At 68.1% G+C, this 13,022-nt stretch carries 13 protein-coding genes; 4 read left to right on the top strand and 9 right to left on the bottom strand.

The features are described 5' to 3' along the window. The first annotated feature begins 247 nt into the window (after positions 1 to 247). On the top strand, positions 248 to 688 hold the full coding sequence (locus BM162_RS04500) for an Lrp/AsnC family transcriptional regulator (protein WP_093418318.1): 441 nt from the start codon (positions 248 to 250) through the stop codon (positions 686 to 688). A gap of 287 nt (positions 689 to 975) precedes the next feature. Here the strand turns inward: BM162_RS04500 and BM162_RS04495 are convergent, their stop codons facing one another. Beyond that, on the bottom strand, positions 976 to 1,293 hold the full coding sequence (locus BM162_RS04495) for a DUF6280 family protein (protein ID WP_093418316.1): 318 nt from the start codon (positions 1,291 to 1,293) through the stop codon (positions 976 to 978). Between the two features lie 216 nt (positions 1,294 to 1,509). On the opposite strand from BM162_RS04495, the gene efp reads away from it, so the two are divergent. Next, positions 1,510 to 2,073 (top strand): elongation factor P, encoded by a 564-nt coding sequence (efp, locus tag BM162_RS04490; protein WP_093418313.1) that lies wholly within the window; start codon positions 1,510 to 1,512, stop codon positions 2,071 to 2,073. 4 nt (positions 2,074 to 2,077) lie between these two features. On the opposite strand, the gene BM162_RS04485 is transcribed toward efp, so the two are convergent. From BM162_RS04485 to BM162_RS04470, 4 genes are read right to left on the bottom strand one after another with little or no spacing between them, the layout of a single operon-like run. After that, on the bottom strand, positions 2,078 to 2,626 hold the full coding sequence (locus BM162_RS04485) for a C40 family peptidase (protein ID WP_093418311.1): 549 nt from the start codon (positions 2,624 to 2,626) through the stop codon (positions 2,078 to 2,080). Between the two features lie 54 nt (positions 2,627 to 2,680). Further along, positions 2,681 to 3,427, bottom strand: coding sequence for a CAF17-like 4Fe-4S cluster assembly/insertion protein YgfZ (gene ygfZ / locus BM162_RS04480; protein ID WP_093418307.1), 747 nt, complete (start codon positions 3,425 to 3,427; stop codon positions 2,681 to 2,683). A gap of 16 nt (positions 3,428 to 3,443) precedes the next feature. Further along, positions 3,444 to 5,180 (bottom strand): ABC transporter ATP-binding protein, encoded by a 1,737-nt coding sequence (locus BM162_RS04475; protein WP_093418670.1) that lies wholly within the window; start codon positions 5,178 to 5,180, stop codon positions 3,444 to 3,446. Beyond that, positions 5,177 to 5,860: a phosphatase domain-containing protein gene (locus BM162_RS04470; protein ID WP_093418304.1), complete on the bottom strand. Its 684-nt coding sequence runs from the start codon at positions 5,858 to 5,860 to the stop codon at positions 5,177 to 5,179. The genes BM162_RS04475 and BM162_RS04470 overlap by 4 nt, the downstream gene beginning before the upstream one ends. A gap of 131 nt (positions 5,861 to 5,991) precedes the next feature. Here BM162_RS04470 and BM162_RS04465 point away from each other — a divergent pair, with 131 nt between their 5' ends. Further along, positions 5,992 to 7,188, top strand: coding sequence for a pyridoxal-phosphate-dependent aminotransferase family protein (locus tag BM162_RS04465; RefSeq protein WP_093418302.1), 1,197 nt, complete (start codon positions 5,992 to 5,994; stop codon positions 7,186 to 7,188). On the opposite strand, the gene BM162_RS22695 is transcribed toward BM162_RS04465, so the two are convergent. From BM162_RS22695 to BM162_RS04455, 3 genes are all read right to left on the bottom strand, one after another. Further along, positions 7,185 to 7,343 carry a hypothetical protein gene (locus tag BM162_RS22695; RefSeq protein ID WP_177215054.1) on the bottom strand — a complete coding sequence of 53 codons (159 nt, stop codon included), beginning with the start codon at positions 7,341 to 7,343 and terminating at the stop codon, positions 7,185 to 7,187. The genes BM162_RS04465 and BM162_RS22695 overlap by 4 nt on opposite strands. Before the next feature lie 77 nt (positions 7,344 to 7,420). Continuing rightward, positions 7,421 to 7,612 (bottom strand): hypothetical protein, encoded by a 192-nt coding sequence (locus tag BM162_RS04460; RefSeq protein WP_093418300.1) that lies wholly within the window; start codon positions 7,610 to 7,612, stop codon positions 7,421 to 7,423. 68 nt (positions 7,613 to 7,680) lie between these two features. After that, positions 7,681 to 8,793: a pyridoxal phosphate-dependent aminotransferase gene (locus tag BM162_RS04455; protein ID WP_093418297.1), complete on the bottom strand. Its 1,113-nt coding sequence runs from the start codon at positions 8,791 to 8,793 to the stop codon at positions 7,681 to 7,683. Between the two features lie 74 nt (positions 8,794 to 8,867). Between BM162_RS04455 and BM162_RS04450 the strand changes: the two genes are divergently transcribed. Further along, positions 8,868 to 10,091 (top strand): cation:proton antiporter, encoded by a 1,224-nt coding sequence (locus BM162_RS04450; RefSeq protein WP_093418295.1) that lies wholly within the window; start codon positions 8,868 to 8,870, stop codon positions 10,089 to 10,091. Here BM162_RS04450 and BM162_RS04445 read toward each other — a convergent pair. Then, entirely contained in the window at positions 10,088 to 13,000 is a 2,913-nt protein-coding gene (locus BM162_RS04445; RefSeq protein ID WP_093418292.1) for a valine--tRNA ligase, read from the bottom strand. The two genes, BM162_RS04450 and BM162_RS04445, sit on opposite strands and share 4 nt — an antisense overlap. Between the last annotated feature and the right edge of the window lie 22 nt (positions 13,001 to 13,022).

The raw sequence follows: 13,022 nt of genomic DNA, 5'->3' as shown, positions 1-13,022 counted from the left end.
TGCCTCCAGTCAACAAGGCGCAGCCACCTCTTGCCCCGGCTTTACGGGTCGGGAGACGCTTACGCGTGTCACCAAACCAGGCCAGGTACGGTTCGTCTGCCGCCCTTTGCTCCTGAAGAAAGTGTGCGGGATATGATCGCGAACTTCACCGATGAAAAGGGTTGAATTGTGCGATTTCGTGGGCAGAATAACGGTATATGCATACACATTAACGACGTTGCCAAGGCACAACGGAACGCAGGGCGCGATGGCGGAACTCGACGAGCTGGACCAGAAGATCCTGGCCGCCTTATCGGCGGACAGTTCGACCTCGACCTCGCGCCTGTCGCGGCGCTTCAAGGTCGCACGCTCAACCGTCCAGGCGCGGATCGAGCGGCTGGAGCGCTCCGGCGTGATCGCCGGCTACACGGTGAAGCTGGGGCAGGAAATGACACTCAGGCGCATCCGCGCCACGGTGCTCTTGCAGGTCGAGCCGCGCACGACGCCGGGCGTTCTGCAACGTCTCAAGGCCATGCCCGAGGTCGAGGTCGCGCACACGACGACGGGGCGCTTCGACCTGATCCTGCAGGTCGCCGCCGAGACGACGCAGGATCTCGACAGCGTGCTCGACCGGATCGGCACGATAACCGGCGTGAAGTCGTCGGAGAGCCTGATCCACCTGTCGACGAAGTTCGACCGGTCGATGTGAGGGGCGGGAGGGCGCGGGAGCCTTTCGCCGCAAGAGCGGGTGCCTGGTGCGTCGCGCTGGCGGCACGAGATCCCCGCTGGTGCGGGGATGACATCGGAGGACACGGCGGGTGAAGCGCGGCTGGCCTCGGCCTTAACCGCCGCCTGTCACCCCCGCGCAAGCGGGGGCCTCTCACGGTCCAGGCACCGCCCAGACCACAACCGGTCCGCTTTCACGGCACACCGGCCCTGCCGCCGAAAAAGAAGACGCGCCCCGGAGGGCGCGTCGTCAGTCGGAACGTCGAGAGGTCAGGCCGCTTCGGCTTGAGCGGCGTTGCGGCGCTCGCTCTCTTCGCGCGACAGCGCGACAGAGGTGCGCACACCTTTCGAAACGAATTCCATGAGACCCTGAACGACGCGTTCGTTCGGGTCGATACCGGCACAGCTCAGCACCTCGCGGCCATCGCGCGAGCGTGCCCAGCGGGCGATTTGTTCGGGACCATTGCCGTACTTCTTGTCGTCGGCGATGGCGTCGTCGAGCGCCGCGAGGACCACGGCGGCAAACAGCTTGCGTGCGCGGTTGCCTTGCTCGTGGTTGAAAGCGGTGCCGTCAACGAATTCAGACATCTCGTCGTCCTCGTGTTCTTGCTCTTGCGTTTTTCGGGCGTGCCGCTCCTTATGACGGATCGCCCCCGATTCTGGTTCTCTCATTCGGAATGGCAGGCATGCGCTTGGCGCATATCTCGGCCCCGCGGCAAGCTAGACCGGCCGCCTTGTCAGCGCTCCGATGCCCAGATATAGGTGCCGCCAATTTTCCATCAACCTCTCGCCAAGGTTTCGCCAATGCCCAAGATAAACGGAAACGAGATCCGCCCCGGTAACGTGCTCGAGCACAACGGCGGGCTGTGGGTCGCCGTGAAAGTGGACCACGTCAAACCGGGTAAGGGAGGGGCGTTCGCTCAGGTGGAAATGCGGAATCTCCGCAACGGTTCCAAACTGAATGAACGTTTCCGCAGCGCCGACAAGGTCGAGCGCGTGCGCCTGGAACAGAAGGATCAGCAGTTCCTGTACGAGACCGACGGCATGCTTGTCTTCATGGACAACGAGACGTTTGAGCAGATCGAACTGCCCGCCGAGATCCTGGGCGAGCGTCGGCCCTTCCTGCAGGACGGCATGACCATCCAGATCGAGTATTACGAGTCCGAGGCGCTGAACGCCACGCTGCCCCAGAAGGTCACCTGCACGGTCGTCGAGACCGAGCCGGTGGTTAAGGGCCAAACCGCCGCCAACTCGTTCAAGCCCGCCGTGCTGGACAACGGCGTGCGCATCATGGTTCCGCCCTTCGTCGGGCAGGACGAAGACATAGTGGTGAACACCGAAACGATGGAATACTCCGAGCGCGCCTGACCCGTCAGCCGAAGGGTTCGGCCGCCTCGGGCGGCGCATACCGCCGCCGTCCCGTCCGGGCCAGCCCTTCGGGCCAGCGGACTGTCACCAGCCGGTCCTTCGGGTAGCGCTGAATGGTGATGTGGTCGCGCTGGTTGCCGCCGAGCACGTGGAAGGCGTCCTCGTCCTCTGCCCAGTAGAACGCGACGTGCCCGAACGGGCTGCCCTGCCAGTAATGCCAGAACACCATGACGGCGCCGATCTGCGGATCGGCGTCCTCGCCCCAGGCCTTCCAGGGCCGGGCGCGGGCGTGGTGCGTCGGGATGTCGACCGCGGGAACCGCGGCGCGCAGGCAGTGCCCGACAAACAGGCCGCACCACGGCACCCCGAGGGGGACGCGGTGGTTGACCTTGGAAAGCAGGCGGAGCGCGGCGCGCCCCGAGTGCAGCCCGACGCGTCCGTCGTCCAGCATCAGTCGCCGCGCCTCGTTCAGCCAGGGAACTCCGGCGGGCAGCGGACGGCCGGCGGCCGAGTGTTCAGCCTGCTGCTCCCGTATCTCGAGTAGATCGCGCATGACACCAACCCGCCTGTTTCGCTGCGGGGGCAACGCCGCAAGCGGGCGGTTGGTTCATCCCGCCCCGTTGAAGGCGACCCGCGCCTCGCCCGCCTGCATGTCGCCCGTCGCGCGGTCGAAGCGCAGATAGGCGATCCCCCTGCCCCCGGCCTGCGTGTAAAGCGTGCCCGCGGCCTTGCCGCCAGCCGTGATGTCGGTGCCCACCGGCGCCTCGCCCTCGACCTCGACCGTGGCGAACCCTTTCCTGAGTTCGGTCTTGTGCTTCATGCGCGCCGTCACCTCCTGCCCGACATAGCAGCCCTTGCGGAAGTCCACGCCGTGCAGCCGGTCGAATCCGGCCTCGAGGATGAAGGTGTCGTTGGCGATCAGTTCGGTCCCGGCCTCGGGGATGCAATGCTCGACCCGGATGGCGTCGAAGTCGGTGCCGTCGTCGCCGCCCTCGGCGCCGTAAAGCCGCCAGCCCATCGCCGGGTGGCGCGGGTCGACCAGCGCACCCTCGGGCGCCTCGCCGGTGCCGCGGCGCACCTTCAGGTCGGTCTCCTCGAACGCAACGTCGCGGCGCAGCTTGTACATGCGCAGCCGTTGCAGCAGGTCGCCCGCCATCGGCTCGGCCACGTCCAGCATCAGCGTGCCGTCGCGCTCGAACAGGAAGAAGTCGGCCAGGTACTTGCCCTGCGGCGTCAGCAGCGCGCAATAGACCAGCCCCTCGGACACCCGGTTCACGTCGTTGGTCACGAGGTCCTGGAGAAGCTCGCGCGCCTCATTGCCCGTCACGGCAATCACCCTGCGGTCGGTCGTCATCGTGTGCTCCCTTCGGTCAGCTGCCGGCAAATTGCAGCCGGTGGAGATCGGCGTAAAGCCCGCCCCGCGCCAGAAGTTCCTCGTGCCGGCCCTGGTCCACCACCCGGCCGCGCTCCATCACGACAATGCGGTCGGCGTCCTGGATGGTCGACAGCCGGTGCGCGATGACCAGCGTCGTGCGCCCCTGGCTCAGCCGTTCGAGCGCCTCTTGGACCGCCGCCTCGGACGCGGCGTCCAGCGCAGAGGTCGCCTCGTCCAGCAGCAGGATCGGCGTGTCGCGCAAGAGCGCGCGCGCTATGGCCACCCTCTGGCGCTGTCCGCCCGACAGGTTCGCGCCGCGCGGCCCCGCCGGCGTGTCGAGCCCGCGTGGCAGGCCGTCCAGGAAGTCGGCCACATGCGCCGCCTCAATCACCTCGCGCAGCGTCTCGTCGTCGACGTCGGTGCGGCCCAGAAGGATGTTCTCGCGGATGGTGTCGTCGAACAGGAGCGTCTCCTGGCTGACGACCGAGATCCGGTCGCGCAGCGCCTCTAGGTCGACCTCCTCGACCCCCGTCTCGCCCAGCGCGACGCGGCCCGACTGTGGCTCGATCAGGCGGGTGATCAGCGCGAAGACGGTGCTCTTGCCCGCGCCCGAGGGGCCGACCAGCGCCGTCGTCTCGCCCGCCCGCGCGGTGAAGCTCAGGCCGCTGAGCACCGGGTCGCGATCGTAGGAGAAGCTCACCTCCTCGAACACCACGTCCGCGTCCTCGGCCTTCACGGCGCGGGGCCTGGCGGGCGACAGGATGGTCGGCCGTTCCTCGAACACGCCGTGCAACCGCTCGAGGCTGGCCGCGGCGACCTGCCATGTGCCCGACACGTTGCCCAGCCGGCGCAGCGGTTCGAAGACCAGCGCCATGGCGGTGAAGAAGGACATGAACTCGCCCACCGACTTCTCGCCATCGATGATCTGGAAGCCGCCATAGACCAGCACGCCGAAGAACCCGATCGCCGCCACCACGTCGATCAGCGCGGGAATGCCCGCTTGCCCCGCCGCCGCACGCAGCTCGGCCCCGACGAAACGGTCGAGCACGGCGTCGAAGCGGCTGCGGTCATGCTCTTCTATTCCGTTGAGCTTGATGGTGTTGATGCCGTGGAACGTCTCGTCCAGCCGGGTCGAGATCACGGCGGCGGCGCTGCGCGCGGCGCGTGTGGTGCGCCGCACCAGCCGCTGCAGCATCGCGATTGGCAGCATCAGAAGCGGCGCACCGGCCACCGCGATCAGCGTCCACAGCCAGTCCACCGACAGCGCCACGGCCAGAAGCGAAACCAGCGCCACCGTGTCGCGCCCCGCCGCGCCCAGCACCGCCGACCAGATCGAGGAAACCACCCGCGTGTCGCCCCGCACCCGTTCGATCAGCGTACCGGGCGAGTTGTCGCGGAAGTACGACGCGTCGAGCGTCAGCATGTGGCGCAGAAGGTTGCTTTGCATCTGCGCTGAGATGCGCCGCCCGACCACCGCCATCAGAACCCGGTGCCCGAACCCCGCCAGCGCACGGATGCCAAAGACACCGGCCACGCCGAAGGCCACCCAGACCACGGCCGAGCGGTCTCCGGCGACGAAAACCTGGTCGAACATGGGCTTCACCATGTAGCTCAGAAGCCCCAGCATCCCGCCTTCGAGCGCCATCAGCCCCAGCGCCGCCGACACCTTGAGCCAGTGCCCCCGCAGGTAGCCGCGCCAGATCCAGGCGATGAGGTCACGCTCGCGCGTCATCGGCCGGTCTGCGCCTTCCACTCCGCCGTCAGCCGCTCGGGGTCATAGCGGGTCTCGATCCAGTCGCGGATGCCCATCGGCGTCGCGCGACTGTCGGCTTCGTAGGCGTCGAGCGCGTGGTCGAGGATGCCGTAGACCGAGTTGCGCCAGTGGAAGTGGCGCCAGTGCAATTGCCGCCGGGCCTCGCCCACGCTCGCCCCCTCCTCGGCCAGCAGGTACAGCGCCGCGGCGAAGCCCGCGCGGTCGGCGCCCGACTTGCAGTGGATCAGGAACGGCTTCTCGACCTCGCGGAACGCGTCGAGAAGATCCAGCAGCCGGTCCTTCTCGGACAGGCGCTTGCCGCCGATCTGCCGGGTGACCAGCGCGATGTCGTGGCGCGCGCAGGCCTCCTCTTCGAGCAGGGTATAGCTGCGCCGCGACCGCCCGCGCAGCGAGATGATGGTGCGGATGCCCATGTCGGCATAGCGCGCCACGCGCCGCGGGTCCGGCTGGTTCGAACGGTAGACCCCCGGAGCGACCTGCGCCTGGTTGCTCCACAGCACCCGCAGGAAGGCGTGGTCGAACAGATGGAAATGCCTGAGCGCCGCGCGGCGTCCTTCGGGCGTCGCGATCTCGGCACCCTCCGGGCGGCTGGCCCGCCGCCACATCTGTTTCGCCCGCTGCGCGATGCCCGAGTGCATTGCCGTCCGTCCATGATCCGCGTCCCGCCCATGTAGCCGCCAGGCCCCGGGCACACAAGCTTGGCCGGATTGACGCACCTTTCCTGCGCGCGTAACGGATTGGCGTCGCCACGTCTTTCGGAGCCAAGCCCATGAGCCTCGCCGCAGGTCGCGAATACCTCGCCATCCCCGGACCTTCGGTCGTGCCCGACCGCGTGCTGCGGGCGATGCACCGCGCCTCGCCCAACATCTACGAAGGGTCGCTGCTGGAGATGGCGCCGACCATCCAGGCGGACCTCAAGCGCGTGGCCCGGACCGAGGGCGACTGCGCCATCTACATCGCCAACGGCCACGGCGCGTGGGAGGCGGCGCTGTCGAACACCATGTCGCGCGGCGACGCCGTGCTCGTGCTGGCCACCGGGCGCTTCGCGCTGGGGTGGAGCGAGGTGGCGCGCCGGCTGGGTCTCGAGGTCGAGGTCATCGATTTCGGCAAGCGCGCCGACGCCGACCTGGACCGCGTGGCCGAGGCGCTGAAGGGCGACGCCGCCCACCGCTTCAAGGCGGTGCTCACGGTGCAGACCGACACGGCGTCGAGCGTGCGAAACGACATTCCCGGCCTGCGCCGCGTGCTGGATGACGCCGGGCACCCGGCCCTGCTCATGGTCGACTGCATCGCCTGCCTGGCCTGCGACCGCTTCGAGATGGACGCCTGGGGCGTGGACGTGACGGTTGCGGCCTCGCAAAAGGGGCTGATGACCCCGCCGGGGCTGAGCTTCGTGTGGTTCAACAAGAAGGCGGCGCAGGCGCGCGAAACCGCCGACCTTGCCACTTTCTACTGGGACTGGCAGCCGCGGGCCGAGCCGGCGGAGTTCTACCAGTTCTTCGGCGGCACCGCGCCCACGCACCACCTGTTCGGCCTGCGCGAGTCGCTCGACATGATCTTCGAGGAGGGGCTGGAGAACGTATGGGACCGCCACGCCACGCTGGCCCGCGCCGTCTGGGCGGCGTTCGAGGCCTGGGGCGCAGACGGTCCGCTGGAGCTGAACATCGCGGACCCGGCCAAGCGCAGCCATGCCGTGACAGCGGTGCGGGTCGGCGGCCCGCAGGGCACCGAGATCCGTCGCTGGGTGATGGACAACGCGGGCCTGACGCTGGGCATCGGGCTGGGCATGGCAGAGAAGAGTTCGCCCGAGTGGCACAACTTCTTCCGCATCGCGCACATGGGCCACGTAAATGCGCATATGGTGCTGGGCGCGCTCGGCTCGATTCAGGCGTCGCTCAAGGCGGTGGGCGTGCCGCATGGCCCCGGCGCGCTGGACGCCGCGGCCGAGGTCTGCGCCGGCGGCTAACGCCGGTCCGTCGCCGGCCGCCCGATGCAGCGGTCGGCGACGAAGCCTGTGGCAAGCGCCGCGAACAGGCCGAACTTCACCCAGATGGCGAACAGACCGCAGAAGAGAAGGATGCACGCCCACACGAGGAAGGCATTGGTATAGTCCTCGACCATGGCGGCCTCCAATACGTGACCGGCTTCAGTTTACCGCACGCGGCGCGCCTGTCTCGCACGACTTCGTGCGGGCGCGATCAGCGCTCGTCGTTGTGGTCGCGCACCGTCACGCGCAGGCGCTGGCGGTTGATCTCGACATATCGCACGACAAGCTCGGCGGCGGCGGCGACGGCCACCACGGGCAGCAACCCCGCGACGGACCAGATCATCACCAGCAGCGACAGGACGGCGACATAGGCGGCGCAGAGGGACGTCGGGAAGATGGGCATGGCTCTCGAACCTCGATCCGTGTTCCTGGACTGTACGGTCAACGAAGCCGATGAAGAATTGGTTTCCGTCACTGACCGCCCTTGGCGTCTTCCAGCGCACGCGGCAGTTCCTGCGCCAGCACCTCCATGTCGGCGGGCGTGCCGCAGCTGATCCGGATGCAGCGATCCTCGGGCGCGACGAAGGGCATCCGCACGAAGACATCCCGCGCCACCAGCGCCTGCAGCACCTTCCGCGCGAAGGCCCCGTCCCGCCCGCAATCCACCGCGACGAAGTTCGTGGCCGACGGCAGTGCCTTCAGCCTGTTCGACGCCGCGATCTGCGCGATGCGCGTGCGCGACTGCGCCACCTGCGCCCGCACGTCGGCTAGCCACACGTCGTCCTGCAGCGCCGCCAGCGCCCCCGCCTGCGCCGCCCGGTTCATGCCGAAGTGGTTGCGGATACGCTCGAACATCGCGACCACCTCAGGGTGGCCGATGACATAACCGACGCGCGCGCCGGCCATGCCGTAAGCCTTCGAGAAGGTGCGCATGCGCAGGACATTCGGGTTCGTCACGTCGAGCGGCGGAGCCACGCCCTCGGGCGCGAACTCGACATACGCTTCGTCCAGCACCAGCAGCGTGCCGTCCGGCACCCGCGCGATCATGTCCGACACCACGCCCGCATCGTGCCAGGTGCCCATCGGGTTGTCGGGGTTCGAGAAGTAGACGATCTTCGCGTCAACCTCCGCCGCCTTCGCCAGCAGCGCCGCCGGGTCCTCGCGGTCGTCGCGATAGGGCACCTTGTGCAGCATGCCGCCGAAGCCCGCGACGTGGTAGTTGAAGGTCGGGTACGCCCCGTCCGAGGTCACCACCGCGTCGCCCTGCCCCACCAACAGCCGCACCGTGTAGCCCAGCAGCCCGTCGATCCCCTCGCCCACCAGCACCGCCTCGACCGGGACGCCGTGGTGGTCGGCCAGCGCGTGGCGCAGGTCGTGGCTGGTGGAGTCGCCGTACTTCCAGATCTCCGCCGCCTCGGCCTCCATCGCCTTCACCGCCTTGGGCGAGGGCCCGAACACGCTTTCGTTCGCGCCGATGCGGGCGCGGAACGGACGGCCGCGGGCGCGTTCCTGCGCCTCGGGGCCGACGAAGGGCACGGTGGCGGGAAGCGAAGCGACGAGCGGGGTGAAGCGAGGTCCGGTCATGCGCGCAATTCACCGCATAACCCCGCCGACAGCAAGAGCAGGAACCCGCCCGCAAGGCCCCGCCTTCAAGGAACATGGAGCAACTGAACCTGGCCATCGCATTGTGTGGGCTCATCGTCGTGGCGACGGGCCTGGTGTCATCGAAACTTCAGAACACTCCCCTTTCGGCGCCCCTCATAGCCTTGGCCGCAGGGGTTGCAGCGGGGCCGTTCGGCCTGAACTGGCTCAACACTCACGGATGGACGTCGCCCGAGCCGATCCTAAAAGAGGCGGCGCGCTTCACGCTCGCCATCTCGGTCTTTGGCGTTGGCATCCGGACGCCGCCGCAGAACTTCACGCGCCTTGCGCGGCCCGTGGGCATCCTGCTGACGCTGGGCATGGTGGCAATGTGGGCGGTGTCCTCGGCCGTCGCTTGGGCGGTCCTGGGCGTGGCGCCGCTGATGGCGCTTTTGCTGGGCGCGATCGTCACACCGACCGACCCGGTGGTGGCCTCGTCCATCGTGACCGGCAACGCGGCCGAGCGGATGCTGCCCGACTATCTACGCTCGACGCTGTCTCTGGAGTCCGGGGCCAACGATGGGCTGGGCTACCTGATCGTGATGCTGCCAATCCTGCTGATGACGGCGTCGGACGCGGCGTGGTCGCGGTGGCTGTGGGACGTGCTGGCCGTGGGCATCCTGCTGGCCGTCGCCATCGGCGTCGCCGTGGGCTCGGCGGGCGCCTGGCTTCTGCACCGGGCAGACAAGGCGCAGTGGGTGGAAAAGCACTCGCTCCTCGGCATGTCGGTGGCCATGTCGCTGATGGTGCTCGCCGGGGCGCATCTGATCGGGTCCGACGGCATTCTGGCCGCCTTTGCGGCCGGCGCCGCCTTCAACGTCGGCATCGACCGGCAAGAGGATCTCGAGGAGCAGCAGGTGCAGGAGGCGATCTCGAAACTGCTGAACCTGCCGATTTTCGTGCTGCTGGGCGCGATGCTGCCGCTCGCCGCCTGGAGCGCAGACGTTCCGCGCCTGGCGCTGTTCGCGGTGGCCGTATTGCTCCTGCGTCGTCCGCTTGCCGTGGCGGCCTGCACGCCGTTCCTTGGCGGAGGCTTACAGCGGCGGGACGATCTGTTCCTGGGCTGGTTCGGACCCGTGGGCGTCGCTGCCCTCTACTACGCGCTGCTGGCGCAGGAGAAGACGGGCGAAGGCCTGCCGTGGCACGCGACGAGCTTCGTCATCGCCGCGTCCGTCGCCGCGCACGGCCTGACGTCGGGGCCCGGCGTCAAACTCTATGCGCGGCGGGCGGCCCCGGCCTAGCCGACCTCGGCCAGCCGCTCCAGCGCCGCCTTCAGGCGCACCTCCTCGGCCTCCTTGTCGCGGGCCAGCTCGCGCGTCTCCTCGACCACCTCCTCGGGCGCGCTCTCGACGAACTTGGGGTTCGACAGACGGCCCTTGAGCCCGCCGAGTTCTTTCCCGAGCTTCTGGAGCTGCTTTTCAAGCCGCGCCTTCTCGGCCCCGACGTCGATGATATCGGCGAGCGGCAGGGCGAAGGTGCCCCCGGTGACTGGGATCGTCGCCGCGCCCTTCGGCGCGCTCTCGGCCTCGGTCACGCTGTCGATGCGGGCGAGCCGCAGGATCAGCGACTCGTTGCGGGCGAAGGCGTTGCGCCCGGCATCGTCGAGTTCCAGTTGCAGCAGCGGCACCTTCATGCCCGCGGGGACATTCATCTCGCCCCGGACCGAGCGGACCGCCTCGATCATGCCGATGACCCAGTTCATCTCGGCATCCGCGCCGGCATCCACCAGGTCCCTGGCGGTATAGGTCGGCCATTCGGCGTGGACGAGCATCTTGTTGCGCGTCGCCGTCTGGCCCCACAATTCCTCGGTGATGAAGGGCATGATCGGGTGCATCAGGATCAGGCACTGGTCCAGCACCCATGCCATCGTCTCGCGCGTCTCGGCGATCGCCGCTTCGTCGTCCGAGTTGAAGAGCGGCTTGGCCAGCTCGAGATACCAGTCGCAGACCACGCCCCAGACGAAGCCGTAGAGCGCGCTCGCCGCATCGTTGAAGCGATAGGCTTCGAGTGCGGCGTCGACCTCTTCGCGGACCTTCGCCGTCTCGCCCACGATCCACTTGTTCACGGTTGCCTGCGGCGCGGGAATGGTTGCGCTGCCGGTGCGCCCCTCGAACACGCCGTTCATCTCGGCGAAGCGGAAGGCGTTCCAGAGCTTCGTGCCGAAGTTGCGGTAGCCCTTGATGTTGTCGCGGGAAAGCTTGAGCGTCCCGCCCAGGGCCGCCATCGCGCAGTTGGCGAAGCGCAGCGCATCCGCGCCGTACTCCTCGATCAGCTCGATCGGGTCGATGACGTTGCCCAGAACCTTGGACATCTTCACGCCCTTCTCGTCCCGGACGAGGCCGTGAAGATAGACGGTGTGGAACGGCTTCTGCCCCACCACCGCGTATTGCATCATCATCATCCGGGCGACCCAGAAGAACAGGATGTCCTGCCCGGTCACCAGAACGTCAGTGGGGAAGTATTTCTCGTACGCCTCGTTCGGCTGCGGCCAGCCCAGAGTGCCGATGGGCCAGAGACCGGAGGAGAACCAGGTGTCGAGCACGTCAGGATCGCGGTAGACCGGCAGCGCCGTCGGCGCCTCGGGCGTACGGATCGCGCCTTCGTCACGCACTTCTCCGATGGCGGCGATCAGCAGTTCCTCGGCCTCGCGCTGGTCGGTGACGACCTTGAGATCCTCGTGGCCGTAGTACTCGGCCATCTTCGCGAAGGCCTCGTCCTGGGTCGGGGCGCAGAACGCGGTCCAGCCGGCGTCGGCGTCGATGGCGCCGTCGGTCAGCGTCGGGCCGTACCAGACGGGGATGCGGTGGCCCCACCACAACTGGCGCGAGATGCACCAGGGCTCGATGTTCTCGAGCCAGTGGTAATACACCTTCTCGCCGCTCTCGGGGATGATCTTGGTCTCGCCGTTGCGCACGGCGTCGAGCGCGGGGCCGACGATCTTGGCGGTGTCCACGAACCACTGATCCGTAAGGTACGGCTCGATCGCCACTTTCGAGCGATCGCCGTGCGGGACCGCATGGCGGTCGGTGTCGATCCCGTCGAGCCAGCCGTCGTCGCGCGCCGCGGTCACGATCGCATCGCGCGCCTCGTACCGGTCCACCCCGTCGAGCATCTGAACCACGTTCGCGAGCGCCTTGGCGTCGCAGCCCTCGGCGAAGGCCGGGTTGTCCTTCAGCCACATCGAGGCGTCGGGGTTCATCACGTTGATCGCGCGCAGCTCGGCGCGCTTGCCGACCTCCCAGTCGTTGAAGTCGTGCGCGGGCGTGATCTTCACCGCGCCGGTGCCCTTGGTCGGGTCCGCGTAGCTGTCGGCGACGATGGGGATCGAGCGGCCGACGAGCGGCAGGCGCACCGTCTTGCCGATCAGGTGGGCATAGCGCGCGTCGTCAGGATGCACGGCGACGCCGGTGTCGCCCAGCATGGTCTCGGGCCGGGTGGTGGCGACGGTGATGTAGTCGCGCGTCTCGCGCAGCGTCTCGTTGCCGTCCTCGTCCTTTTCGACGTACTCGAACGTCTCGCCGTTCTCGAGCTGATAGCGCAGGCGCCACATGTGGCCGTCGACCTCGACCTGCTCGACCTCGAGATCCGAAATCGCGGTCTCGAAATGCGGGTCCCAGTTCACCAGCCGCTTGCCGCGATAGATCATGCCCTTGTCGTACATGTCGACGAAGACGCGGATCACGGCGTCGTGGAACTGGCCGTCCATGGTGAAGGCCTCGCGGCTCCAGTCCATCGACGCTCCCAGCCGCTTGTCCTGCTGGACGATCATGCCGCCCGAGCGTTCCTTCCACTCGTGCACCTTCTCGAGGAACTTCTCGCGCCCCAACTCGCGCCGGCCGGGCTGCTGCGTCCTGGCCAGCTCGCGCTCGACCACCAGCTGCGTCGCGATGCCCGCGTGGTCGAGGCCGGGCTGCCAGAGCGTGTCGTGCCCGCGCATCCGGTGCCAGCGCACCAGGATGTCCATCAGCGTGTGGTTGAAGGCGTGCCCCGCGTGCAGGAAGCCCGTCACGTTGGGCGGCGGCAGCATGATGCAGAAGGTCTCGGCCCCCGGCGCGGCGTTGGCGCCTGCGGCGAAGGCGTCGGCCTTCTCCCACTCGGCGTAAATCCGCGGTTCGGCCTCGGCGGCGTTGAAGGTCTTTTCCATCGGCATCGCATCGGTCCTCTGCAGGGTC

Source organism: Tranquillimonas alkanivorans (genome assembly GCF_900115595.1).
GTDB lineage: Bacteria > Pseudomonadota > Alphaproteobacteria > Rhodobacterales > Rhodobacteraceae > Tranquillimonas > Tranquillimonas alkanivorans.
This window is presented reverse-complemented; position numbering and strand designations above follow the sequence as displayed.

Excerpts from the sequence above, each read along its gene's own strand:
- BM162_RS04500 (WP_093418318.1), top strand. The coding sequence starts at position 248 with ATGGCGGAACTCGACGAGCTGGACCAGAAGATCCTGGCCGCCTTATCG.
- BM162_RS04495 (WP_093418316.1), bottom strand. The coding sequence starts at position 1,293 with ATGTCTGAATTCGTTGACGGCACCGCTTTCAACCACGAGCAAGGCAAC.
- efp (WP_093418313.1), top strand. The coding sequence starts at position 1,510 with ATGCCCAAGATAAACGGAAACGAGATCCGCCCCGGTAACGTGCTCGAG.
- BM162_RS04485 (WP_093418311.1), bottom strand. The coding sequence starts at position 2,626 with ATGCGCGATCTACTCGAGATACGGGAGCAGCAGGCTGAACACTCGGCC.
- ygfZ (WP_093418307.1), bottom strand. The coding sequence starts at position 3,427 with ATGACGACCGACCGCAGGGTGATTGCCGTGACGGGCAATGAGGCGCGC.
- BM162_RS04475 (WP_093418670.1), bottom strand. The coding sequence starts at position 5,180 with ATGACGCGCGAGCGTGACCTCATCGCCTGGATCTGGCGCGGCTACCTG.
- BM162_RS04470 (WP_093418304.1), bottom strand. The coding sequence starts at position 5,860 with ATGCACTCGGGCATCGCGCAGCGGGCGAAACAGATGTGGCGGCGGGCC.
- BM162_RS04465 (WP_093418302.1), top strand. The coding sequence starts at position 5,992 with ATGAGCCTCGCCGCAGGTCGCGAATACCTCGCCATCCCCGGACCTTCG.
- BM162_RS22695 (WP_177215054.1), bottom strand. The coding sequence starts at position 7,343 with ATGGTCGAGGACTATACCAATGCCTTCCTCGTGTGGGCGTGCATCCTT.
- BM162_RS04460 (WP_093418300.1), bottom strand. The coding sequence starts at position 7,612 with ATGCCCATCTTCCCGACGTCCCTCTGCGCCGCCTATGTCGCCGTCCTG.
- BM162_RS04455 (WP_093418297.1), bottom strand. The coding sequence starts at position 8,793 with ATGACCGGACCTCGCTTCACCCCGCTCGTCGCTTCGCTTCCCGCCACC.
- BM162_RS04450 (WP_093418295.1), top strand. The coding sequence starts at position 8,868 with ATGGAGCAACTGAACCTGGCCATCGCATTGTGTGGGCTCATCGTCGTG.
- BM162_RS04445 (WP_093418292.1), bottom strand. The coding sequence starts at position 13,000 with ATGCCGATGGAAAAGACCTTCAACGCCGCCGAGGCCGAACCGCGGATT.